The organism is Vibrio zhugei (assembly GCF_003716875.1).
Taxonomy (GTDB): Bacteria; Pseudomonadota; Gammaproteobacteria; order Enterobacterales; family Vibrionaceae; genus Vibrio; species Vibrio zhugei.
The window spans coordinates 1,785,600-1,808,108 of sequence record NZ_CP033078.1 but is presented as its reverse complement, the minus strand read 5'-3'; the positions used below and the strand labels follow the sequence as shown (position 1 = coordinate 1,808,108).

Here is a 22,509-nt window from a genome sequence, read left to right as displayed (position 1 = left end):
GAAGAGAGTTTGGTCGGTTTTTTTGGCAATTTTTCTCCGATAAATAGAGCGTTTAAGAGGGATTATTCAGCGCTCTTCTCATGAGGTTGTTGCTATACGATGCGAAAATCACTAGCATTAACAGGAAGTGTGCCCACTCTTCGAGTGGGCGTTTGTATTTTTGGCGCCTGTAAATCGTTAAGATGAATGGCCACTAACTGTAAATAACATTGCTTTTGTTACCTGAGAGCATTGTGTCAAACGAAGTTAATTAAATTATGACAACCGAAACTCTTTCACTTATCAAATCAAGCATCAAAAGCGTCGCAGATTACCCAAAACCAGGGATTTTATTCCGCGATGTCACTAGCTTGTTAGAAGATTCCAAAGCTTATCAGGCAACCATTCGACTGTTTGTTGAAAAGTACCAATCGATGGGTTTTACCAAGGTAGTCGGCACAGAAGCGCGCGGTTTCCTATTTGGAGCACCATTAGCACTAGAGTTAGGTGTGGGTTTTGTACCTGTACGTAAACCAGGTAAATTACCACGTGAGACGAAAGCACAGTCTTACGAGCTAGAGTACGGTACGGATACCTTAGAAATTCATGTTGATGCAATTCAACCGGGTGATAAAGTCCTTGTTGTTGACGATCTGCTCGCAACGGGTGGAACGATTGAAGCAACGACCAAGCTGATCCGTGATTTGGGCGGTGTTGTTGAACATGCGGCATTCGTTATCAACCTTCCTGAAATTGGTGGTGATAAACGTCTGGAAAGTTTGGGATTGAACGTTTACAGTCTATGTGAATTTGACGGTCACTAAACACCAAAAACGGAAGTATTCATGAGTTATCTTGCTCTCGCGCGTAAATGGCGACCTACTCAGTTTAATGAAGTCGTGGGCCAAGCTCACGTTTTAACTGCGTTAGAGAACGCTTTGACACAGAACCGACTGCATCATGCCTATCTATTTAGTGGGACAAGAGGGGTTGGGAAAACAACCATTGCTCGCTTACTGGCTAAAGGCCTCAATTGCGAGCAAGGGATTACTTCGACGCCCTGCGGTCAGTGCGACGCTTGTCGTGAAATTGATGAAGGGCGCTTTGTTGATTTATTGGAAATCGATGCGGCGTCTCGAACCAAAGTCGAAGATACACGTGAGTTGCTTGATAACGTACAATACAAACCAGCACGTGGGCGCTTCAAAGTCTATTTGATAGATGAAGTGCACATGTTGTCGCGGCACAGTTTTAATGCGTTATTAAAGACATTAGAAGAGCCGCCAGAATACGTGAAGTTTTTACTGGCAACTACTGACCCCCAGAAATTGCCCGTAACCGTGCTGTCACGGTGCTTACAGTTTAATCTTAAGCCGATTGGGGTTGAACAGATTCAAGCTCAGCTCAGCAATGTATTGCAGCAAGAAGACATTCATTGTGATGACAAAGCGTTATCACTTATCGCTCATGCGGCCGATGGCAGCATGCGTGATGCGTTGAGTTTGACTGACCAAGCCATTGCTCTCGGTAATGGTCGAGTAGAAGGCAGTTTAGTGTCACATATGCTTGGGACTTTGGATACGGACCAAGCTTTACATTTGCTCCAATCGGTCGCCAGTAAGACACCTCAGGGGATAATGAGTGGCTTACAATCTCTCGCTGAAAACGGGGTGCAGTGGGATGGACTACTGCAGCAACTTGCGACGCAATTACATCGTATTGCTATGTATCAAGCCCTACCAGCAACGCTAGATGAACAATCCCCCGATGCGGAGAAAGTCATACAACTTGCGCAAGTTTTAACCCCGCAAGACGTGCAGCTCTATTATCAAATCGCATTAAAAGGGCGTGATGATTTAGCCTTGGCGCCAACCGCGCGTATTGGGATGGAAATGATATTGCTACGAATGTTGGCTTTTCGTCCCTCACAGCAATCTGTCTTAGATGGGGTGAGCGCTACAACAGCGGCCGCTCCCGCTCGTATTCCGCAACCTACACCGAGTGGTAAGGTTGAGGACGAGAGTGCCCCGATGGAGCATTCGTTACCGAGGCAGCAGGTTTCTGCAAATCCTACGGCAGGCCAGCCTGTGGGAGCCCAGACATATCAGCAGCAAAATGCTTGCTCTGTTGAGTCTCAACATCATACCGCTCCAGCAGAGCCGTCTGAATCAGAGGCGACGAGCGCTGCTAAAACCGTGTCAACGCCAACGACATCGCTGGTCGGCGGGCTACGTCATCAATTGCGTTCTAAGCGACAAAATCCAACGCAACCATCGGATGGACGTCGCGTAAAAAAGACAACAGCGGCATCTAAATCTAAAGAATCGGTCTTGGACCGCGTCTCTCAGCGCGCTCAGCCTAGCACCGATGCTCAATGGATGTCGCCGAATGCGCAAGCCAATCACGGCATGGCCGATGAACATCATGAACGTGACTATCAATGGCGTCCTACGCAGCCAGTGGCCGAGCCGGCCAAATCGGATGTGACACCGGCTAAGTTGCGAAAAGCGCTCGAGCACGAAAAAACACCCGAAATGAGCGAAAAGCTCACACAAGAGGCCGCCGCGCAAAACGAGTGGGCGGCACTCATTCAACGACTCACCGTCCCTAAGTTAGTGGAGCAGCTAGCACTTAACTCCGTGCTCCATCAACAAGGCGCTCACATTGAATTAACGTTGCGTCCAAGCCATGCGCATTTGCATACTGAGAAAGCACACCAAGAATTGTCGACAGCCTTGAGTGATGTCCTTGGTGAGCCGTGTCAATTGACGGTGTCGGTGGGTGAGCAGGGACAAACCCCACTGGAATTACGGGAAAGCTTGTATCAGGACAAACTTTCGCAAGCCTTCGAAAGCTTATCTTCAGATCCTAATGTACAATTTATTCAGCGTCGTTTTAATGGGACGCTTGATGAAGATAGCGTAAGACCTATTTGAACGAAAGGGGGTTGAATTGTGGTAAAATCATCCCCATTTAATGAGCAATCAATCAAGACTAACCAGAGAGAATGACAATGTTTGGTGGAAAAGGCGGTATGGGCAACCTCATGAAGCAAGCCCAACAAATGCAAGATCGCATGCAAAAGATGCAAGAAGAAGTGGCAAATATGGAAGTCACCGGTGAATCTGGTGCAGGCTTAGTAAAAGTGACCATTACTGGTAGCCATAGCGTGCGTCGTGTTGACATCGATGAAAGCTTGATGGAAGACGATAAAGAAATGCTTGAAGACTTGATTGCAGCAGCATTTAATGATGCGGCGCGTCGTGTCGAAGAAACACAAAAAGAAAAAATGGAATCAGTGACTGGCGGTATGCAATTGCCACCAGGCATGAAAATGCCATTTTAATCCAATAAGAAGGTAAATAATGCGGACCAGTCCTATGCTGGAGCATTTGATGGAGGCCCTACGTTGTCTGCCGGGAGTCGGTCCTAAGTCAGCTCAACGTATGGCCTTTCATTTGTTACAGCGTGATAGAAAAGGTGGCTTGCAGTTAGCCGATGCGCTTAGTAAAGCGATGGTCGAAATTGGCCATTGTCGTGAATGCCGCACCTTTACAGAAGACGATGTTTGTCATATCTGTAATAACCATAAACGTGCCGAAAGTGGTCAAATCTGTGTGGTTGAAAGCCCAGCAGATATTGCTGCGCTGGAAGCAACGGGGCAATTTTCCGGTCGATACTTCGTTTTGATGGGGCATTTATCGCCATTAGATGGTATTGGGCCGAGCGATATTGGACTCGATATCCTCGATTACCGCTTACAACGGGGAGATGTGCAGGAAGTCATTCTGGCCACGAATCCCACGGTTGAAGGGGAAGCGACCGCCCATTATATTGGTGAGCTTTGTCGAGAGCATGAAGTCTCTGCCAGTCGTATTGCTCACGGGGTTCCGATGGGCGGTGAGCTAGAGTTGGTTGATGGTACGACATTGTCGCATTCACTGATTGGGCGACTGAAATTATCGTAAATGAAAACCGCTCAGCACAGCGGTTTTTTTTGTTTTATTTATCACGCTTTTAAAAATGACACATTGCTGCCTCATTGTGCATTATTTTATCCTTCTTCTCATTGCTCGCGCGCCATCTCGCCATGTTGAGGCTTTCAGTTCGTCTCTTTTTATGGCAAAGCAACATTGTTCTTGTCAATTTGCCCGTTACGTTATTGCTTCGAGTTCGGTGATAATAGTGATCGCGTGAGCCGTGTCCTTACCGCATACTTCACTGTCTGCTTGAAATTGACGGCAAACTGCAGGGCGTTCTGGTTTGCCAAACAATCGACATAGGTTGTCCTCGTTAAGTTGTATACAGCGCACGCCAGCGGGCTTACCTTGCGGCATGCCTGGGATAGGCGAAGTGATACTCGGCGCAATGCAGCACGCGCCGCAGCCTAAACGACATTCCATGGATGTTCCTATAAGTGAAAGATGGGCAAGGAGGCGAATCCTAGCAGAAATGGACATGATCGACTAGTCTTGTCCTGTTTGGTGAGAAATGGGGTAGCTTACAAGAGTTGCACTTTATAAATAAGCTAGGTATAAAGGGCGCCCATTTTACCGCAACACGTGTGAGAGCTTAACCATGACAACTCCTTTTTGGCAGTCCAAATCCTTAGAACAAATGTCTGAAGAGGAATGGGAATCCTTATGTGATGGCTGTGGTAAATGCTGCCTACATAAACTCATGGATGAAGATTCTGACGAGGTGTATTACACCAATGTGGGTTGCAGTTTATTAGATAATGAGACATGCAGTTGTAAAGACTATGAGAACCGCTTTGCTTCTGGCGAAGCCTGTTTAAAATTAACGCGCGATAAGATTAGCGAGTTTAACTGGCTACCTGACACTTGCGCCTACCGTTTATTGGCTGACAACCAACCTCTCCCTGAGTGGCACCCACTGATCACGGGGTCGAAAACACGGATGCATACTGCAGGGCAAAGCGTACGCGACCAGTTTGTTTATGAAATTAATGTGATTGATTGGGAAGACCACATTATTAATCACCCAGGGCGAGAGTAATCTAAAGATTGACAGCGAATAGACATTTTGTTCATTCCAAGCCTATGGGGGTAGCCTGTAATGATGACGTTGTACGCAACTAGGCTTATGAGACTATATGTATCAAGTGCTTAATTAATAAGTGTATTGTTGTATTTATGTACTAATTAAAATTGTAATGTATTAAACAACATGAGTGAAACTGCGATTATTTTGGTCTATTATAAGACATCTGTTCCATATTGATGAAATTTTGCATTAGTGTTTCAATGTTGAGACTGATGAGTGACAGAGCGTAAAACGCGTATAATTTAGCTTTGCATCGAAAACAAATCAGGTACTATAACCTGCATGAAACATCACAGTTAGTTGACGATTTATTAACACAGACTGATGGAATTGGTTGTCGCCGCGAATGAGTAGTTATACTCAATACTCTGTAAGGTTAGCCAATGATAACCAGTTATGTTAGCTGATTGCCGATTTTCGTTACTCGCCGATTTTAAGGCAAGTTTTATAATTACTCTATTTTACGAAATCATTTTATTTTAAGGATTACATCATGTTTAATAAATTATGTGCAAAAGCTTACGCAACGACTGCTTCTTACGTTCACTCTTTTTCTGCCGACAAACGCGGTGTGACGGCAATTGAATACGCAATTATTGCTGTAGCAATTTCAGCGATCGTTCTAACTGTATTCAATGGCAGCCTAAAAGAAGCACTTCAAGGTGCTTTAAATACTGTATCAGATAATATTGATAAAGCTGCTGAGGTAAAAGTCACTAAGTAAGTAGTTTCGACAGTGACAGTGATACTAGGGTTAGCATATGTAGTGCTAACCCTTATTTTAGGTAGAATTGTGTATACAGACATCCGTTATCGTTATATTGGTAATGAGGATGTGTTGTTTACTCTATTTAGTATCTTCGCTGTACGCTTTACGGATATTAGTCATTTATCTTATTCAACCGCGATGCTTGTCTTCATATTTGGTGTGTTTTTGTGGCATTTTGGTGTGTGTGGCGCAGGTGATATCAAGTTAATAACAGTTTTAACGTTAGCCGTAGATGGGCAATGGTTCTTACTGTGCCTTGTTAGCATGCTTTTGTTAGGAGGAGTGTTAGCGATAGCGCTTTGCTTATGGGGACGTTTATCTTCTAATGGCGCACCCTATACTAAAGGCGTTCCTTATGGGGTACCTATTGTTGTGAGCTTTGGCTTCGGTATTGTGTTAACCCTGCTACCCAGTTAATTATTTTTATTAACGATATTGTGGTTATCTATGAATATAAAATTAGTCAGTTTATTTGCCGTATTAGCCATCGCAATTGGTATTTATGGTATTACTCACCAACAGCAGCATAAACAAACTAAGCCTGCTGTCGCTAAGCAAGAAAAAGGTTTTACTGTATATCTTGCCAAAACGGATCTTTCACCCAAGCAAGCCGTAACACGTTCAGATGTGTATATTGAGCAGTGGTCAGAAGCCAAGGCCAATCAATACGGTCTAGATAGTAACCTTTCTATTGATTTCTCCAAGAATCCGATTGCACGTAAAACTATTCAAAAAAATCAATTAGTGTATCGCAGTTCCATGATTTATGAGAGCGATCCCGAGTACGTTGATTATACCGTTGATGCCGGCATGATTGCCTTTCCAGTGGATATCAATTCAGATTCGATTGTCGGTGGTGTCATACATAGTGACTCTAAAGTCGACATTCTAGCATTGGCATCAACCCGGCAAAACCTCGCTAATGGTGAGACGGTCAATAGCTTCCGAGGCGTTTCTTTAACCCCCGTACTACGCAACGTACGAGTTCTGAAATTAACCAAGCATATGGTTAAAAATAAAGATGGCAAGGTCAATGGCGAAAAAACCTCGCTTGTGCTTGAGCTAAATCCAAAGCAAGTGGCGACATTAACTATTGCTAAGCGTATCGCCCAATTGGAAGTGCACCAATCGGTAAAAAATGCCACAGCGAAAGAGCTTTCTGCTGATGCTGGCGACGTACTAGATTCATACCATGCAATCACTGAGTTTCGCGCAGGCAGCGCGACCGTTAAATAGGATAGGACGAATGAAACCTTTGCGCTCTTTTATAGGAAATGCGATGACAAGGATATTAGCACTCACGATATTCGTGGGAATGAGCTTCTCAGTATTTGCTGCTGGTGTGATGAATATCAGTAATGGTGAAGCTAATTCGCTTGTTGCGAAAGATGCTATAAGCTCGGTGTTTATTGCCAATCCAGCCGTAGCCGATTACCAAGTAATTGGTAAACGAAAAGTGGTGGTCTTTGGTAAAAAGGTCGGCAACACCTCACTGATTGTATTTGATGGTGATGGTAATGCACTCATTAGTAAAACAGTGGTTGTCAATGAAAGCTTATTAGCAATTAAGCAGCAAGTTGCTATGCGTTATCCGCATCTCGATATTTCTATCTACAATTTAGGCAAACAAATTGTGCTGAGCGGTATGGTTGCCAGTGAAGAGCAAAAGCAAGGCATCGAATCGCTTATCGGTGAGTTGATGGAAAAATCTTCGACTGAAAAAACAGTATCGGTTTCGTCTGATTCAAGTAACAGTAGTTCTGGTTCAAACTCAAGCGGTTCGTCCTCTGATGATGGGATGACACTGAAACTGGGCAAAGAATACCAAGGTATTGTTAATAACCTTGAAGTTGCGGTCACCAAGCAGGTTAACGTGAAACTTACCGTTGCTGAGGTGTCCCAATCGTTTGCTGAGAATTTAGGCATCCAAATTAACTCGGCGGGTCAGAGCAATGGTATTTTTGTTAATAGTATTACTCATTTTAGCGCCAGTGATATTGTCTCAGTTATTAACGCCGTTGCGGATAATACTGTTGGACAAGTTTTAGCAGAGCCAAATATTTCTGTTATCTCTGGCGGTAATGCGAGCTTTCTGGTTGGTGGTGAGTTACCTGTAGTGACAACCAGCAATAATGGTAGCAGCGTTTCTTATAAAGAATATGGCATTCGTTTAAATTTAGCCGCAAATGTGTTGCGTGATAATAAAATTAAGCTCGCTATTAATCCTGAAGTAAGCTCATTAGATTCTCAGTTTAAAAATAATACTTATGATGTTCCTGCGCTAAAAACCCGTAAAGCGAAGACCACAGTTGAGCTTGGCGATGGGCAAAGCTTTATCCTTGGCGGTTTATTAAGTAATGAAGAAACCGAGTCACTATCCAAAATTCCTTATATTGGTGATATTCCAATTTTAGGTGCGTTATTTCGTTATACTCAGACCGAGCGTAAAAAAACCGAACTTGTGATTGTCGCGACAGTCAGTTTGGTGAAGCCGATTGAAACCAACCAAGTGACATTACCTGCGTTTGAGCGTACTACCAACTTGCAACGCTTCTTTGCTTTGGATGATAAAACCGATAGTACTTATACTGCGCGTGAGTGGTTATCTAATGGAGGATTTATCCAATGAGTATCAAAGTGATTCGCTCTCTTTCTATATTAACCACGCTACTTTTAGTGGGTTGTAGCCATGTTCACGATCGCACCGGGACAAAAGTGAACTTGTACCCAGTGAACACATCGCTGTCACTGCATGTCGACAATTATCGCAGTGCTAAGAAAAACGTTTCTGCATTTATTAAGCAGCACCAGCAACAAGCGTTGTCACAAACCATTCATATTCACTATCAAGGTCATGCCGCGAAACGGGTAATGCAAGCGGCGAAACGTCAATTACTTGCTATGGGCGTCGCGGAAAACATGCTAACCATCGAAGAGAGTGGACAAGGAAATACCTTTATCATGTCACTTGCCGAATATAAAGTGCGGATCGATGACTGTCGCTACGTAAACTACAATTCGCTGAGTCAGTTCAATGGTGATTTTGGGTGTAATGTTGAAAAAAACCGCTGGACATCGATGATCAATCCCGAACGCTCTGCGGCGATTACTGAATCTGGAAACTAGTCTTATGCTTGATCTTGTCGATATTCTTAAATCAGGTAAGCCGGATGAAAAACCGTCCGAAAGCATCACCTCGGCGCTCTTCTATCAAACCCAGCAATGCAGACAACTGGTACTTGAGTCTTATCGTTTTGAAGGCATCAGTGAGCCAGTTGTGGCAGAAAATACGGACGCTGATATTTCCGAATATGTGCGTTTGCAAACGGTTGAGATCGTTATTATTGAGCTGAATGACAGTCAGAACGTGGCAGAAGACGCGAAGCGCATTAGTCACTTATTACCAAGCCATGCTTCGGTCATTGTGATTGGCAGTGAAGACGCCATCTCCACCATTCGTAATCTCAAAGAGTTAGGGTTTTATTATCTGTTTTGGCCGATTACGAAGCAAGAATTGATCGATTTTGTGCGCAGTGTGCATGATAATCGCCAACGCAATCGTGGGCCTGGCCAGAATCGACGCGCAAAACAAGTTTCAGTGATTGGAGCTAAAGGGGGCGTCGGCACCACGGCGATCTCCGCGGAGCTGTCTTATTTGCTTTCTGAAGTGAAGCGTGCGTCATGTATCGTGGTTGACCACAACTATAACAGTGGCAATATCGACATTATGTTGGGGATAAAGCAGTTTGAGAAACGTCAAATTCAAACGGGGAGCTTTGCGGATACATTGGATTTAGCCAGTGCGAAAAGCTTACTGTATAAGCAAAGTGAATTACTTTCTTTGTTGGCATTGACTGCACCGAATTTAACGCAAAGCGAAACGACAGAATACCATCGCTTTGTCGTCGATATTATGTCGTCAGAGTGTAATTTTATTATTGAAGATGTCTCTGCGTCTTCCGGCGTGGTGTTTGAAAAAGACCACCCTTGGTTAAAAAGCGACTGTATTATATTAATCACGTCGCCAACGGTTTCTTCTCTACGTGATGCGGGCAGAATAAAATTATTAATTGAAAATTTACCTGCCTCGGAGCGCCCAAGGTTGATTGTCGTGGTGAATCACATTGTCCCAGAAAAATACGCCAGTGTGTCACAAACCGAGATTGACAAGTTTCTGAAACAAAAAGCCGACGTCGTCATACCGTTTATTAGTAACTTTTCTGATGTCATTCTTGGCGGAAAGCGCTTGGCGAATAACACACATAAATCATCGGCGTCCTTCAAATCCTTGGCATCGTTAGTGGTAGGAGAAGATTCAGAGCCGTCTAAATCTCTCTTTAAAAAGTTATTTAACAAGGCGTAATTTATGCTTGGTACGAAACATCTTTACATTCGATTGCGTAAACAAATCTTTGATGCGTTAGACCCTGCTGCTGTCGCGAATATAAGTCGCGCTCAACTGTCTAGCCAGATAGAAAATGCGATTGATATGCTGATCGAGAACGAGAATGCGTCCGTGTCTTCCGTTGTTCGTAAAGAGTTTGTTGCCAGCTTAACCGATGAATTGGTCGGGTTGGGACCGCTGCAAAGGCTCATGGATGATGAATCGATTACTGACATCATGGTGAATGGTCCGGATTCCGTCTATATCGAACGCCACGGTTTAATGGAGCCAGCCCCTATCAATTTTATCGATGAAGCTCAGTTGCTCGCGATCGCAAAGCGTATCGCTGGGCGGGTCGGCCGACGTGTCGATGAAGCTTCACCAACCTGTGATGCGCGCTTGGAAGATGGTAGCCGAGTGAATATCGTGATTCCACCCATCGCCATTGATGGGACCGCGATATCGATTCGTAAATTTAAAAAGCAAAGTATTGATTTAGGTAAATTGTGCGAGTTTGGCGCGATGAGTCCAGAAATGGCCCAACTGCTCATGGTCGCTTCACGCTGCCGTTTGAATATTTTGATTTCTGGCGGTACGGGGTCGGGTAAAACCACAATGTTAAACGCCTTGTCGCAATTTATCTCAGAGAAAGAACGCATCATCACCATTGAAGATGCGGCTGAATTGAAAATGCAGCAACCCCATGTCGTGCGATTAGAAACCCGTACTGCGGGGATTGAAAATACAGGGTTAGTGAATCAACGTGATTTGGTCATCAACTCACTGCGTATGCGGCCTGATCGGATCATTGTTGGGGAATGTCGGGGACCAGAAGCCTTCGAAATGCTGCAAGCGATGAATACGGGTCATGATGGCTCGATGTCAACACTGCACGCCAATACTCCTCGAGATGCAATGGCACGTGTTGAATCCATGGTGATGATGGCGAACAATAACCTGCCTCTTGAAGCCATTCGTCGGACTATTGTCAGTGCCGTTGATTTAGTTATCCAGATTTCTCGCTTGCATGATGGCAGCCGCAAAGTAATGAGTATTACGGAAGTTATCGGCTTGGAAGGGGATAACGTTGTGATGGAAGAAATCTTCCGTTTTCAACCTAACTATCAACAAAGTGACGACAATAAAATTCGGGGTAATTTTGTCACTGCCGGTCTTATGCAGCGTTCTGTTCTGGTCGAAAAAGCGAAGTTTTTTGGATTGGAAGAAACGTTGATGTCAGCGTTTAGAGCTGGAGAAACGATGCAATGATGTATCTTGTCATCATTTTATTCGGATTGATTGTACTCATTTATGGAGTGTTGACTCATCGGGCTTCAAAAAGTAAGCGCATCAGCTATTTGCAAGATTTCAATCGCACTGAATATGTGGGGTCCATGTCGACCTCAGAGCAAGCCATCAATTTGGCCTCTTTATTAGAGCGAAATTTCTTCGAGAGTATTGCGCTACGTTGGGAAAACTTTAAGAAGCAATTGGGCGGGCAACCACAAATAAAACTTGTGATTTTGCTCATCGTACTATTGGTTGCCGCGGTCTTTTTTAATCGAACTTTTTTACGTGCCTCACCTTTGTTGGTGACCCCCATCTTTATGCTGCTGGGGATGGTCTTGTTCTATCGTTGGATGCAAAATCGAGAGCGTAAGCTCTTTGAATCCCAGTTTCCCGATGCATTAAATATGATGACCAGTGCGGTGTCATCGGGTGAAAGTGTCATGCATGCTATTTTGTATGTCGGTGAAAAGTTAGACGGAGATATTGGTAAAGAGTTTAATATCATGGGACGACGTTTACAGCTCGGCGAAATGCCCGATGAAGTCTTTCGTAAATCGTGTCGCCGGTATCCTTACCCATCATTTTACTTCTTCGTAATTACGTTACGCGCCAATATGCAGCGCGGTGGACAGTTGAAAGACGTCATGCACCGTTTGAATCGGACCATGTTTAATGCTCGCTCGATAGAAAAGAAAAAATTCGCTTTAACATCCGAAGCGAGAACTTCTGCAAAAATCGTTGCGGCTATTCCATTTTTCTTTTTATTTATGTTGCAGTTTTTAAGTCCAGAGAATTATGAGTTTGTCATGTTCAATGATAGCGGCCGTGCCATTTTGTATTATGTGCTGGGTAGTGAGGCTATAGGGATTAGTATTGTTTGGATGCTAATGAAAAGTGTTAAATAGGTGAGCATGACCATGAATGTCTTCGTTATCATTTCCTTGATTTTAATTGTGGTTGGTATCATTGCGTTACTGTACTCACTGATTTATTTAAATCGCCAGAAAACGCTTGCCCAGTTCAATGTTGACATGACTCATGAGAAGCGCTTTGATTTAGCGAATGTATTACATGTTTTAAACGGAGTCTTTTCGTCTGAGAAAGAAGACATCGAAGGGAAGTTCGTAGCGGCCGGCTTTTATGATGTTAAGTTGGCTAAATATTATATGCCGATGAAATACATTGTACTCTGTATTGGCGCAGGGGTGATTTTTCTGCTACATACTTGGCTACAATTTTCGACCAATACATTTATTGTACTAGAAGCGGTCTTTTTGATAGCGGTGTTGATTGGTCCAGACTCTTATCTAGCGTCACGAGCTAAATCCTTGCGAAAAGCTATTTCACAAAAGCTGCCGTATATGCTCGATTTAATGGCAGTGTGCGTACAAACTGGGATGACAATAGAAGCGGCGATCAGTTATTTATCCCAAGAGTTTGGTGCATTCGATAAAGACCTAAGTCACCTTTTACGTAAAGTGGACGAGCGTGCTCGTCTAGTCGGATTAGAGCAATCTCTGCAAGAGCTATACGAACGAGTACCTACCGATGAAATACGCAGCTTTGTGATGACGCTGAATCAAAGTTTGCAATATGGCTCCTCTATTTACAGTGTATTAACTACGTTATCTGCGGATATTCGTGAAGTGCAATTGCTACATGTAGAAGAGAAAATTGGTCAACTGTCAGCAAAAATGTCGATACCATTGATTGTGTTTATCATGGTACCGATTGTGATACTCATTGCTGCGCCTGGTGTTATGAGGATGATGCAAAATGCGAATTTTTAAGTGTGCCATGTTTAGTGTAGTGCTGTTGGTGTTATCGGGCTGCGCACAGAACGATCAGCACTCTTTTTCAGACACCACTAATGAGAAGATTTTGCAGAGCAGTAGGAGTTATAATCAACTTATTGAACTGTATAAAAAGCAATTAGCTAAAAAAGAGTCGAGCGTAATCAGAAAAAAATTAATCTCAACGTATGAAAAAGTCGGAGATTATTCCTCAGCGATATTTTATCTCAAACCTTTATTAAAGCATCATGCCGATGAGTTTGAGGTGCAGCGTCTAGCGGGCATAGCCTATCTCAATACGCAAGACTATCAACAAGCGAAAATCTATCTTTCGCGAGCACACCAAAGTCAACCAAGCAACGCTGAAGTGATGAACTTACTTGGCGTTCTGGCGGGCTATCAAGGCGATCTCGTTCCCGCACAATTATGGTTTTCTAAAGCCCGTAGCTCGATGGGAAACGATCAGACCATTAAGAATAATTTAGCTTTAATCGCTATCTTACAACAAGATTATAGAACCGCACGGCGACTGTTAGAATCGTTACTCGATGATGATCAAACCAATAATCAACAGACCATCAAAGCGAACCTTGCGGTTGTTTATGCTAGGCAAGGCGATCTTCCGGCATTTTATCAGTTGACCAAATCGCTCGATCGGCCGAAGCAAAATAGGCTATATGCTCAATTGCGAGCCTTGAAGCTAGTTAACTTACAGCAGCTATCGGTGAATCAGCATGAAAAATCACGTTAGTCGTGACGCGGGCTTGTTACGTTGCTTGCACAGCATTAAGCAGCGCGGCGTTGCGTCAATCGAGTTTGCGATTGGTTTTATTTTTTTCTGGTTGATGTGTGTCGCGTGGGTAGAGATGAGCTATTTATCCTTCGTGTCGTCGATAGGGGATCTTGCCATTTCTCAAGCGGCATTACATAGTAAACGTGTCGAAAAAAATACCGATTTTTTAGCAGATTTCGCCACCGTATTAAACCGTAGTGATAGTCTATGGCGCTATGTGGTTGATGCTAAAGATTTTACTTATAGTATTCGTTATCTTAATAGCTTTAAAACGTTATCAGAAATAACCGAGCAATGTAAGCCGGAGAAAGACAGTAAGAAAAATAGTATTATTTGCGGAGAACCACCGCAGGATGCTCCCATTGCCATTTATCATATTAGCTATAACGCGCCGCCTATTTTTCATTATTTTATGGATAGTGGGACTTTATTTGCTCGTGAAGCGATCGTCATACAGGAATATCAACGTAGTGACTTTAAACTCAATTAAACAACGTGGTAATTTTACGATTGAATTTGCCATCGTTGGAATATTTTTTGGCCTGCTTTTGGTGTTCAGTGCAGACCTTGTACTCAAACTGAATGTTAAAGGTACCTTAGAGCGTTTGTCCTATTCTATGGCGAACGTGGTGAAAGAACGCACTCAGTTATTTAATCGTGATAATAATGATGACGCAAACAACTATCAATTAACAAAAGAGCAAGCCAACGAAGCGTATATCATCACAATAAATTCACTTAACCGAACCCTAGGTAGCTTTGATAAAGAGAAGTTTGGTTTTGATGTTCAAGTTTTTCAGCGAGATAATTATGGTCTTGGAAATATTAAACCCTTGGACCATTGGAATAGTTTTGATGAAAAGAAAATTGGTATTACATGTGAAGGCGGTGAGCCTAAAAAAGAGCTAATATTTCAAACGTCTTGGGGGCGCTCAGCCACGTTATATCAAGTCACACTCTGCTATGACACCATCAATTGGTTTGGCGGTTTAGTTGGGAAAAATTTTTCTCGAGTCTCAGTTCGTTCCATTTCGGTAGGACGGTAAAATGAAGCCTTGTATAACGTATACACAGCAGAGAGGCCATGCGGCGATTCTATTTGCGTTGATGATTCCGTTGCTTTTCGGGGTTTTTATCTTGGGAACTGATGGTGCGCGTGCCTTGCAAGACAAAGCCCGTTTAGAAGAGGCGTCAGAAGTCGCAGCATTAGCCATCGCGGGCCAGAGTGGCGGTAGTGAACAAGCCCGAAATAAGTTAGCAACTGATTATATTCAATATTACTTTCCGCATGCTGACGTAAACAAAATAGAAACCCAGGTTATTCCTTGTGAAGACAATGACTTCTGTGATCAAGGTGGTGCGGCTTCAGAACGTTTTTTTGAATACCAGGTGGCCGCACATATCAAAGAGCCTAATTGGTTTTCGAAATCGAGCATTGAGACCAGTTTTGGTGACAATTTGAATATTGGTGGCTATTCGTCAGCACGGAAATATCAATCGAAAACTGTGGATGTGGTACTGGTTGCTGATTTTTCTGGTTCGATGGATAAGAATTTTCAAGGGGAAGATAGTGAGCCAAGAAAATACAAAAGTTTACAAAAAGTTATTTCTGATGTTGCTGATACAATTGAATCTTATAATAAAAAAGTAGATACAAAAAAAAGCACTTTAGGTTTTGTTGGTTTTAATATATATACTCACCCAAGTTCTAATGATGGATTAGGATATAATTATATAATATGTGATAAATCTATTAATAAAAATAATCGGTATAATACAGATGACTATTTTTCAAGATATTATTACTATCAACATAATAATTATCATTATATTAATTGGAACCAGAGATATAATATTCATATAAACGGTCCTCTAAACAATCCATCCTATTCCGAGGATCGAAGCTTATACGATGGCTGGTGTGGTCAACTATATAGTGCACCTATTCGGGATAATAGTTGGCATACATATACAAAAGTTATTAATAATAGACAGTATATTAACTACAAAGCTACCGTGAAAAATATATTTGAAGTGTCTAAATTTAAGCCTAGTTTACGTGCTAATTATACTCTAAATTTTCATGATATCCCACTAACAGACGACGTGAAGTCGGTAAGCGATCAAGTATACGAATTTACACCCCAAGGCGGAACCGCATTTTATACGGGATTAATTAGAGGCGCGCAAATGGCGAACACTGGTGAAAATCCGCGGCGTTTAATTATTTTATTATCAGATGGTGTGAATACCGTCGATCAAAAAAACTATCGAGAAGATTCTAACAATGAAACTGGTGATGAAGATTCTAACAATGAAACTGGTGATACAGCCACTGACAAACTTATTAAAGCAGAATTGTGCACCCGAATATTGGACCACTTGAACCACCAGAGTGTAGGTGAGGAATCTGTTAATGCACGTATGTTTGCCATTGGTTTTGGTTCTGATTATCGGTTGGAAGACTATAATCAGATGAAGCAGTGTGTCGGTGATAATAATGTTTATGACGCTAAAAACGATAGCCAAGCCATAAAAAACAAAATACTAGAGTTAATTGCAGAAGAAATGGGGCGTTTGACGCCATCGGACGAAAAATAAAAGGATAGACAGATGAAACTGAAGCTTATTATTGCCTTGATGGCTGGGCCCCTTTCTTTTGGTGCGGTGGCGCAAGAGACATCGTTGTACTCGTACCTATGTCAGCATCACAAGAATGTGGAATCGTATGACGTTCACACTGAAACTCATGGCAAAACGTTGGTGATGTATCCTGGCGACCGTGCGCAAAGTGGCACCGTTGACTCTGTAGCGGATATTGCCTGGATTAAAACTCATATTCATCCCGCTCAGTTACCTGCTGATTGTGTGAGCTATTTTTTAAGCCAAGGCTATTGGGATACAACGGCGAATATTGCGCGTTTTCACTTTGAGTTTGATAGCTCGGCAATGAGTCAGACCGACCAGCAAGTATTATCCCGTTTGGTGCTCGCGCTCCAAGCGGTGCCTGATGTGTCCGTAGTCGGGCATACCGATAGCACAGGGTCGATTGCTTATAACGCCAGGCTGGGTTCACAACGTGCACAAACCGTATCCCAGCGTATTAAGACAAATACCACCAATGTAGCACTGGTGACCAGTAGTCAAGGTGAAAATCAGCCGATAGCAACCAATGCAACGCGGTATGGTCGACAATTAAATCGCCGAGTTGAAATTATTTTAAAAGACCATGCGCCTGATAAATGAGCATTACATTTTCGTTTATTTTGGAGAAAGCAGCCCTTAATGGCTGCTTTTTTTTGGCGGTAGTATTGTGAATATCCGCTTATTGATGAGATTAAAGTGCGGTAACGTAATCATATTGACTGTTTTTGACAGTCGTTTTTATTCATCAAGACGTTCATAGCACGGAGTATTGCTGTTTCTTCACATACCATGAGTGATATGTACTACACTTTGTCAAAGGTCTTATTATTCTTATCAAACTATTGATATAGAGTGAGCTAAGTGTGATTCATAAATAGGTGCTAAATATTTAATGAAGCGTTTTTTACAAGATTTGAAAGCGAGCGAAAAAAAGAGGCTGTTTGTCGTTTCTCTTGTGTTCTTGATGGTGTCGATTGTGTTTGTTCGTTTTGTGACACAAGAAGTGTTTGAACGGATTGCCAAGGAACAAAAACATGAGCTTGAGTCTCAAGTTTCCTTGGTTAGAGCCAATATAGAGGCGGCTATTTTTATGGATACTTACCTCGCGGACAGTTTAGCGATGATAGTGACCATTAATCCTGAGCTGGCATTAAAAGAGTGGCACTCGATATCAGAGAAAGTGCTTACTAAAGCTCAATATGTCCGCAACATGGGCATTGCACCGAACGATATTCTTAGCAATGTGTATCCCTTAGAAGGCAATGAACGAGCGATTGGGTTGGATTTTCGCACTCGTCCAGAGCAATATGCTAGCGTGTTAAATGCGAGAGAGCTTGGGCGAGTACACATTACTGGGCCTGTTAACTTGGTACAAGGAGGAAAAGCGATCATTGCCCGTTATCCTATTTTTACTGACTTCCCTCTCAATCAGGATTATTGGGGCGGAGTAAGTATCGTATTTGATTATCAGTCGATGTTGACTGCGGTTGGAATACGGGATATACGCAACGCGTACGTCACGCTTAGTAAAGGCAATACCATTTTATATGGCGATGGTTTTCTAGATAAGCCCGATATTCAGTTACCTATCCACCTGCCAAATTCTAAATGGCGGTTAGAAGCAAAAGCAGATTTTGCGAATAATCTAGATGTGACTCGCTATACGATGTTGGCCTGTGTGAGTGCTATATCCTTGTGTGTGATGGCTTACGTCATTGCATTCCTAATGTTCAGGGGATATACGAATACAAGACGCCATGCCCTGCAAGATGAACTGACCCATATTTCCAATAGGCGTCATGCGATTCAGTATATACGCAACACTCTCAATAGCCGAACAAAACCGCCATTCTCTCTATTCAGTATTGACTTGAACGGTTTTAAGAAAGTGAATGATACCTACGGGCATAATATTGGTGATGAATATTTAAAATTTGTGGCCGAAGGGTTAGCCAGCTTAATTCGTGAAACGGATTTAGTCGCAAGGATTGGCGGTGATGAATTCATTATTGTTTTAATTGATGTCCATAAGTCAGGTCAGGTGAAGGCGGTGCTCGATAAAATAGAACGATACTTTGCTACGCATCCTTTTATTGCGAATGACATTGTTCTCTATGTTTCCGTCGCGATAGGCGTGGCAATTGCCAGCGATAGAAAAGCGACATTGGATGACTTGCTGGTACAAGCTGATGAAGAAATGTACCAAGATAAATACGCAAAAAAACAAGCGAGAACATAAGATACCCATGTTAAACATTGAGCCGTTCTGATGTAGAACGGTTTTTTTATAGTGTTACTAGCCCTATTCACTGTGGATGACTCCACTTGCCCCGAGTGGGATCGATAGCATCGTTTAATCTATACCATATTTCACTTCGATACGCCGCAGTTGCCCATTACGTTTGATTTCGGCTAATCCTTGATTGAAGGCGTCCACATAACGCTGGGCATTAGGGTGATGTACACTGATAGCAAGATATAATGGCGTGGTTGAGAGGGAAGTGTCGCTGAATGCAAAATGAGAGGCGGACAAGCTCGATTGTTTGATAGTGTGGCTTGCGACAATTCTATCACTGACGGCTAAGTCAATATGCCCGGAGATGAGACGTTTTAAATTGACCATTAGCCGATCAGCTGTAATTTTTTCGACATTCTGCGCAGATAAAAAGACGCTATCATAGTGATAAGCGCCGATGCCTCCGACTTTTTTTCCATCCAAACTGCTGACACCTGAATACTTAAATGGATCGCTAGCACGTTTAACGAACGTGATTTCATTAACTAAGTAAGCATCACTGTACAGATAGTGTTTGGATCGTTTTCTTGTATACCAGAGAGCAGGGATTACATCGATTCTTGTCGTTTTCGCTGACTTTAATGCTCTCAGCCATGGGAGTACGTCAAACTGTAATTCATACCCTTGGGTCTGATAAGCAGCGGTAACTATCTCTACGACTAATCCAGGGTTAGCGTCATCGTCATTAATAAAAGGCGGCCAAGGGGATTGCGCGGCCGTAATGACGCTCGCTGACGCCGTTGGGACGATGATCCCAAAGCTTACAACAAGTATGAATAGAAAATGCATAGCTACGCCCTCGAATGGCCAGTACATAGTAAAAAAGTGTCGTCACACAATATGAATCAGTTGCGCTGATAAAAAGGAGAGGAGCGAGAGAGTTAAGAAGAAAGAAAAAGGCACTGAGGGTGCCTTTTTTAGCGCAGGAGTGCTTAAAAGTGATCAATCATCAGACGACAGCAAGTAGAATCCCTCCGATAGTCGCCGCTGCCTTCAAGTATTTTCCAGCAGAATATGAGCTATCTTCTTCAGTCTTCTTTTTTATTTCATCTGGTCTATCTAAGCCCAAAGCACCATAGGTAAAGGATTCTACCTTATCACTCAGGCTTTTCTCTTTAGGCATTGATAATGACCCGGTTTCATCGATGTGCTCTAACGTTTTCATTAAGGCTTGCCCCTGTTTAGACAGAGAGACCTTATCTGAATTTTTGTCATGCTCCACCAATGAAAAATCCGGATCTACTTCGACCTTTTTTTGTTCTAAATGGGTCGATGTATGAGTTTTCACCGCTTGGGCGGAATTCAGGTGCGCTGTGCCTGTTCCTACTGGGTTCATACTTCTCTCCTAAGTCAGTCCTCAGTAATGCTATCGGCCACCCAACAGAAAACTTGCGTGGATTTTACAATTACCGAGCAAAAAGAAAGAAGCAAACTCCATGCCTAACTGTGAGCTAACAATACTCGATGTCTTGATAAGTCCATTTATTGTCAAAAAGTGTGATTACTGTTCATAATATTTAGGTGAAAATGAGCTCAGTACAGGGTTAGGAGCGAAAAATATCGATGGACATGACGTCAATGAATATCAAAAAGTGTGAGGTTAATCACTAAGCTATTTTTTACGGTATAGATGCAGCATAAAATCTGCCTCACAGGGGAAAACGCTTGCCTGAGTCAGCGAATGGCGAAATTCATCACTTGCATGCCAATAAAATGGGGTCATCTGCAGCAAGTCGAAGGCATCGTCTCCTGGCAGAGTCATGGTGTAATTGACCTTTTCACTATGCTCTAAAGTGAAGCCATCCAGCGTTTCAGGCGATTCTTCATGGAGTCTGACTGAATCGTAAATACGAGCTTTGTATTCAAACAGGTGTCGCGCCGCAGGTGTTACGGTGAGTAAGAAGCCGCCTGGACGGATACAACGTAACATCTCTTGAGCACTACTCGGGGCGTAAATTCGCACGATCGCATCAAGGCTATTATCTGCAAAGGGTAAACGTTGACTTGATGCAACACTAAAGTGGCATTCGGGGTAACGTTTTGCTGCGAAACGCACCGCAACTTTAGAAATGTCTAGCCCATAAACCTTGGTATCCGAATGCTGTTCGAGTAACACGTTGGCAATATGAGTGGTGTAGTAGCCTTCTCCGCAGCCTAAGTCGAGAAGCTGAGGGGCGTGATTGGTGAGGAGCTCGGCACAGAGAGCGGCGACTCGGTCGCGCATGGCATCATAGTGGCCACCATTGAGAAAGCGGCGTCTCGCTTGAATCATGGCTTTATTGTCACCGGGATCTTTTGAACGCTTATGTTGAACGGGCATGAGATTGACGTAGCCTTCTTTGGCGATATCGAATTGATGTCGGTTCTCACACACATAGGCGCGTGCTTGTCGTGTCATTGGGCTGTGACATAAAGGGCATTGGTAAGCCATACATGATCTCTAGTGTAGAATGAATGGCGGTAGTGTAACGATCTGCTCTGAAAATACCAAGAGCGAAGCATCGCTCTTGGTTGAAATGAGTAGAGGAAAAGTGATTAGCGTGGGCGGCTCGAGAGACATGTGGTCAATTGATAGGTTTTTGCAGGTTGTACAATTTGCCCTTCCTCTATTGTGGGTGCGTACCATGCTGATTCCACACACAGCATGTTTTGGTAGCCATCATCCGGCATGTCAGCCATTGCTTGGGCGCCTTCTTGCCATGGATTCCATACCACAGCACTATTGTGTCCTGAGTTTTTGATAATGATATCTCGACCGAATGTTGGGTCGTGCACTACAATTTCTTCTTTGGGTTCAGTATAGATACGGTCGATAGCTGAAGCCACACTCAATGTTGCTGGTTCGGCTTGTGGCGTACCATCTTCTAATTTGTCGATAAACGCTTGCCCTAATCCTGTCACGCTCAACGTGTCAATATCACCAATATTGAGGTAAGTATGCAGTGCGCCTGTAAATGTCCATGGGTGGCCGCCAATATTCATGATTTCCAGTGTCACATTGAGCTCTTCACCCACTTCAAATAACAGCCTAGCTTTGAATGGATGCGGCCAAGTGGGATTGGTGCCTTGATCGTCTTTTAACTGAAGCGTGATCAGCGCATTTTCTTGCGTGATCTGATAAGCATGCAATTGCCACTCGCTAGTGCGAGCAAAACCATGAGCTGGGGAAGCGGCGTCTGCAAACCACGGCCAACAGATTGGAATGCCTCCGCGGATGGCTGTTTTGCCATCAAATTTAGCGTCCTCACTCAGCCAAATAAGATCTTCTTCGCCTGTGGGTTGATAAGATAAAACGTGCGCACCATGTAACGAAATCACACCATTGGCTTTGGGGTGGCGTACGCGAATCGCTCTAGAATCACCCACGTAAATGAAATCAATACTTTTGGTGAGCGAATAATCAGTCGGAGCGGAGTATAAATTCATGCTTAGAACCCTTACGTTGGTATTATTATTGGTCGAGTAAATCATTGATTCGATGATAGTACTATT

25 protein-coding genes are annotated in these 22,509 nt (G+C 43.2%); 20 read left to right on the top strand and 5 right to left on the bottom strand.

The genetic code is table 11. The features are described 5' to 3' along the window. Positions 1 to 257: 257 nt before the first annotated feature. From apt to recR, 4 genes are all read left to right on the top strand, one after another. Complete coding sequence (gene apt / locus EAE30_RS13635; protein ID WP_123016419.1) at positions 258 to 803, top strand: adenine phosphoribosyltransferase; 546 nt, start codon at positions 258 to 260, stop codon at positions 801 to 803. 21 nt (positions 804 to 824) lie between these two features. Further along, positions 825 to 2,915, top strand: a complete 2,091-nt coding sequence (gene dnaX / locus EAE30_RS13630; protein WP_123016418.1) for a DNA polymerase III subunit gamma/tau — start codon at positions 825 to 827, stop codon at positions 2,913 to 2,915. 77 nt (positions 2,916 to 2,992) lie between these two features. Next, positions 2,993 to 3,325 carry a YbaB/EbfC family nucleoid-associated protein gene (locus tag EAE30_RS13625; RefSeq protein ID WP_123016417.1) on the top strand — a complete coding sequence of 111 codons (333 nt, stop codon included), beginning with the start codon at positions 2,993 to 2,995 and terminating at the stop codon, positions 3,323 to 3,325. A 19-nt stretch (positions 3,326 to 3,344) separates the two neighbouring features. Beyond that, positions 3,345 to 3,947: a recombination mediator RecR gene (recR, locus tag EAE30_RS13620; RefSeq protein WP_123016416.1), complete on the top strand. Its 603-nt coding sequence runs from the start codon at positions 3,345 to 3,347 to the stop codon at positions 3,945 to 3,947. Positions 3,948 to 4,133: 186 nt separating this feature from the next. Here recR and EAE30_RS13615 read toward each other — a convergent pair whose 3' ends face one another. Further along, entirely contained in the window at positions 4,134 to 4,382 is a 249-nt protein-coding gene (locus EAE30_RS13615) for a YkgJ family cysteine cluster protein (RefSeq protein WP_123016415.1), read from the bottom strand. Positions 4,383 to 4,557: 175 nt separating this feature from the next. Here EAE30_RS13615 and EAE30_RS13610 point away from each other — a divergent pair, with 175 nt between their 5' ends. From EAE30_RS13610 to EAE30_RS13535, 16 genes are all read left to right on the top strand, one after another. Next, complete coding sequence (locus tag EAE30_RS13610; protein WP_123016414.1) at positions 4,558 to 4,998, top strand: YcgN family cysteine cluster protein; 441 nt, start codon at positions 4,558 to 4,560, stop codon at positions 4,996 to 4,998. A gap of 541 nt (positions 4,999 to 5,539) precedes the next feature. Continuing rightward, on the top strand, positions 5,540 to 5,770 hold the full coding sequence (locus EAE30_RS13605; RefSeq protein WP_123016413.1) for a Flp family type IVb pilin: 231 nt from the start codon (positions 5,540 to 5,542) through the stop codon (positions 5,768 to 5,770). A gap of 12 nt (positions 5,771 to 5,782) precedes the next feature. Next, positions 5,783 to 6,232 carry a prepilin peptidase gene (locus EAE30_RS13600; RefSeq protein WP_123016412.1) on the top strand — a complete coding sequence of 150 codons (450 nt, stop codon included), beginning with the start codon at positions 5,783 to 5,785 and terminating at the stop codon, positions 6,230 to 6,232. A gap of 30 nt (positions 6,233 to 6,262) precedes the next feature. Then, positions 6,263 to 7,051 carry a Flp pilus assembly protein CpaB gene (gene cpaB, locus EAE30_RS13595; protein ID WP_123016411.1) on the top strand — a complete coding sequence of 263 codons (789 nt, stop codon included), beginning with the start codon at positions 6,263 to 6,265 and terminating at the stop codon, positions 7,049 to 7,051. 43 nt (positions 7,052 to 7,094) lie between these two features. Beyond that, complete coding sequence (locus EAE30_RS13590) at positions 7,095 to 8,444, top strand: type II and III secretion system protein family protein (protein WP_123017381.1); 1,350 nt, start codon at positions 7,095 to 7,097, stop codon at positions 8,442 to 8,444. Then, positions 8,441 to 8,941 carry a hypothetical protein gene (locus EAE30_RS13585; RefSeq protein WP_123016410.1) on the top strand — a complete coding sequence of 167 codons (501 nt, stop codon included), beginning with the start codon at positions 8,441 to 8,443 and terminating at the stop codon, positions 8,939 to 8,941. The genes EAE30_RS13590 and EAE30_RS13585 overlap by 4 nt, the downstream gene beginning before the upstream one ends. Before the next feature lie 4 nt (positions 8,942 to 8,945). Further along, positions 8,946 to 10,178, top strand: coding sequence for a CpaE/TadZ family protein (locus EAE30_RS13580; protein WP_123016409.1), 1,233 nt, complete (start codon positions 8,946 to 8,948; stop codon positions 10,176 to 10,178). Between the two features lie 3 nt (positions 10,179 to 10,181). Beyond that, positions 10,182 to 11,468 (top strand): TadA family conjugal transfer-associated ATPase, encoded by a 1,287-nt coding sequence (locus EAE30_RS13575; RefSeq protein ID WP_123016408.1) that lies wholly within the window; start codon positions 10,182 to 10,184, stop codon positions 11,466 to 11,468. Next, a complete protein-coding gene (locus EAE30_RS13570) occupies positions 11,468 to 12,394 on the top strand; it encodes a type II secretion system F family protein (RefSeq protein ID WP_199287107.1) in 927 nt (308 codons plus the stop codon). The genes EAE30_RS13575 and EAE30_RS13570 overlap by 1 nt, the downstream gene beginning before the upstream one ends. A 12-nt stretch (positions 12,395 to 12,406) precedes the next feature. Next, positions 12,407 to 13,279 (top strand): type II secretion system F family protein, encoded by an 873-nt coding sequence (locus EAE30_RS13565; RefSeq protein ID WP_241967663.1) that lies wholly within the window; start codon positions 12,407 to 12,409, stop codon positions 13,277 to 13,279. After that, positions 13,266 to 14,033, top strand: a complete 768-nt coding sequence (locus EAE30_RS13560) for a tetratricopeptide repeat protein (RefSeq protein ID WP_123016405.1) — start codon at positions 13,266 to 13,268, stop codon at positions 14,031 to 14,033. Before EAE30_RS13565 ends, EAE30_RS13560 begins: the two co-directional genes overlap by 14 nt. After that, complete coding sequence (locus EAE30_RS13555; protein WP_241967661.1) at positions 14,017 to 14,565, top strand: TadE/TadG family type IV pilus assembly protein; 549 nt, start codon at positions 14,017 to 14,019, stop codon at positions 14,563 to 14,565. The genes EAE30_RS13560 and EAE30_RS13555 overlap by 17 nt, the downstream gene beginning before the upstream one ends. Continuing rightward, complete coding sequence (gene tadF / locus EAE30_RS13550) at positions 14,546 to 15,121, top strand: tight adherence pilus pseudopilin TadF (RefSeq protein ID WP_123016404.1); 576 nt, start codon at positions 14,546 to 14,548, stop codon at positions 15,119 to 15,121. The genes EAE30_RS13555 and tadF overlap by 20 nt, the downstream gene beginning before the upstream one ends. Position 15,122: 1 nt before the next feature. Next, entirely contained in the window at positions 15,123 to 16,676 is a 1,554-nt protein-coding gene (locus EAE30_RS13545; RefSeq protein WP_123016403.1) for a vWA domain-containing protein, read from the top strand. Positions 16,677 to 16,688: 12 nt separating this feature from the next. After that, positions 16,689 to 17,321 (top strand): OmpA family protein, encoded by a 633-nt coding sequence (locus tag EAE30_RS13540; protein ID WP_123016402.1) that lies wholly within the window; start codon positions 16,689 to 16,691, stop codon positions 17,319 to 17,321. Between the two features lie 292 nt (positions 17,322 to 17,613). Then, entirely contained in the window at positions 17,614 to 18,960 is a 1,347-nt protein-coding gene (locus EAE30_RS13535) for a diguanylate cyclase (RefSeq protein WP_123016401.1), read from the top strand. A gap of 114 nt (positions 18,961 to 19,074) precedes the next feature. Here the strand turns inward: EAE30_RS13535 and EAE30_RS13530 are convergent, their stop codons facing one another. The 4 genes from EAE30_RS13530 to EAE30_RS13515 all read right to left on the bottom strand — a co-directional run bounded on the left by EAE30_RS13530 (position 19,075) and on the right by EAE30_RS13515 (position 22,443). Next, positions 19,075 to 19,806, bottom strand: coding sequence for a substrate-binding periplasmic protein (locus EAE30_RS13530; protein WP_164711865.1), 732 nt, complete (start codon positions 19,804 to 19,806; stop codon positions 19,075 to 19,077). A 160-nt stretch (positions 19,807 to 19,966) separates the two neighbouring features. Beyond that, the gene (locus tag EAE30_RS13525) at positions 19,967 to 20,353 is read right to left on the bottom strand and encodes a hypothetical protein (RefSeq protein WP_123016399.1); all 387 of its coding nucleotides are present in this window, start codon (positions 20,351 to 20,353) and stop codon (positions 19,967 to 19,969) included. 276 nt (positions 20,354 to 20,629) lie between these two features. Beyond that, positions 20,630 to 21,448, bottom strand: a complete 819-nt coding sequence (rlmA, locus tag EAE30_RS13520) for a 23S rRNA (guanine(745)-N(1))-methyltransferase (RefSeq protein ID WP_123016398.1) — start codon at positions 21,446 to 21,448, stop codon at positions 20,630 to 20,632. Positions 21,449 to 21,552: 104 nt separating this feature from the next. Beyond that, the gene (locus EAE30_RS13515) at positions 21,553 to 22,443 is read right to left on the bottom strand and encodes a D-hexose-6-phosphate mutarotase (RefSeq protein WP_123016397.1); all 891 of its coding nucleotides are present in this window, start codon (positions 22,441 to 22,443) and stop codon (positions 21,553 to 21,555) included. Positions 22,444 to 22,509 lie beyond the last annotated feature (66 nt).

What these genes read in the sequence shown, in the direction of transcription:
- apt (WP_123016419.1), top strand. Translation starts at nt 258, where the DNA reads ATGACAACCGAAACTCTTTCACTTATCAAATCAAGCATCAAAAGCGTC.
- dnaX (WP_123016418.1), top strand. Translation starts at nt 825, where the DNA reads ATGAGTTATCTTGCTCTCGCGCGTAAATGGCGACCTACTCAGTTTAAT.
- EAE30_RS13625 (WP_123016417.1), top strand. Translation starts at nt 2,993, where the DNA reads ATGTTTGGTGGAAAAGGCGGTATGGGCAACCTCATGAAGCAAGCCCAA.
- recR (WP_123016416.1), top strand. Translation starts at nt 3,345, where the DNA reads ATGCGGACCAGTCCTATGCTGGAGCATTTGATGGAGGCCCTACGTTGT.
- EAE30_RS13615 (WP_123016415.1), bottom strand. Translation starts at nt 4,382, where the DNA reads ATGGAATGTCGTTTAGGCTGCGGCGCGTGCTGCATTGCGCCGAGTATC.
- EAE30_RS13610 (WP_123016414.1), top strand. Translation starts at nt 4,558, where the DNA reads ATGACAACTCCTTTTTGGCAGTCCAAATCCTTAGAACAAATGTCTGAA.
- EAE30_RS13605 (WP_123016413.1), top strand. Translation starts at nt 5,540, where the DNA reads ATGTTTAATAAATTATGTGCAAAAGCTTACGCAACGACTGCTTCTTAC.
- cpaB (WP_123016411.1), top strand. Translation starts at nt 6,263, where the DNA reads ATGAATATAAAATTAGTCAGTTTATTTGCCGTATTAGCCATCGCAATT.
- EAE30_RS13590 (WP_123017381.1), top strand. Translation starts at nt 7,095, where the DNA reads ATGACAAGGATATTAGCACTCACGATATTCGTGGGAATGAGCTTCTCA.
- EAE30_RS13585 (WP_123016410.1), top strand. Translation starts at nt 8,441, where the DNA reads ATGAGTATCAAAGTGATTCGCTCTCTTTCTATATTAACCACGCTACTT.
- EAE30_RS13580 (WP_123016409.1), top strand. Translation starts at nt 8,946, where the DNA reads ATGCTTGATCTTGTCGATATTCTTAAATCAGGTAAGCCGGATGAAAAA.
- EAE30_RS13575 (WP_123016408.1), top strand. Translation starts at nt 10,182, where the DNA reads ATGCTTGGTACGAAACATCTTTACATTCGATTGCGTAAACAAATCTTT.
- EAE30_RS13570 (WP_199287107.1), top strand. Translation starts at nt 11,468, where the DNA reads ATGTATCTTGTCATCATTTTATTCGGATTGATTGTACTCATTTATGGA.
- EAE30_RS13565 (WP_241967663.1), top strand. Translation starts at nt 12,407, where the DNA reads ATGAATGTCTTCGTTATCATTTCCTTGATTTTAATTGTGGTTGGTATC.
- EAE30_RS13560 (WP_123016405.1), top strand. Translation starts at nt 13,266, where the DNA reads ATGCGAATTTTTAAGTGTGCCATGTTTAGTGTAGTGCTGTTGGTGTTA.
- EAE30_RS13555 (WP_241967661.1), top strand. Translation starts at nt 14,017, where the DNA reads ATGAAAAATCACGTTAGTCGTGACGCGGGCTTGTTACGTTGCTTGCAC.
- EAE30_RS13545 (WP_123016403.1), top strand. Translation starts at nt 15,123, where the DNA reads ATGAAGCCTTGTATAACGTATACACAGCAGAGAGGCCATGCGGCGATT.
- EAE30_RS13540 (WP_123016402.1), top strand. Translation starts at nt 16,689, where the DNA reads ATGAAACTGAAGCTTATTATTGCCTTGATGGCTGGGCCCCTTTCTTTT.
- EAE30_RS13535 (WP_123016401.1), top strand. Translation starts at nt 17,614, where the DNA reads ATGAAGCGTTTTTTACAAGATTTGAAAGCGAGCGAAAAAAAGAGGCTG.
- EAE30_RS13530 (WP_164711865.1), bottom strand. Translation starts at nt 19,806, where the DNA reads ATGCATTTTCTATTCATACTTGTTGTAAGCTTTGGGATCATCGTCCCA.
- EAE30_RS13525 (WP_123016399.1), bottom strand. Translation starts at nt 20,353, where the DNA reads ATGAACCCAGTAGGAACAGGCACAGCGCACCTGAATTCCGCCCAAGCG.
- rlmA (WP_123016398.1), bottom strand. Translation starts at nt 21,448, where the DNA reads ATGGCTTACCAATGCCCTTTATGTCACAGCCCAATGACACGACAAGCA.
- EAE30_RS13515 (WP_123016397.1), bottom strand. Translation starts at nt 22,443, where the DNA reads ATGAATTTATACTCCGCTCCGACTGATTATTCGCTCACCAAAAGTATT.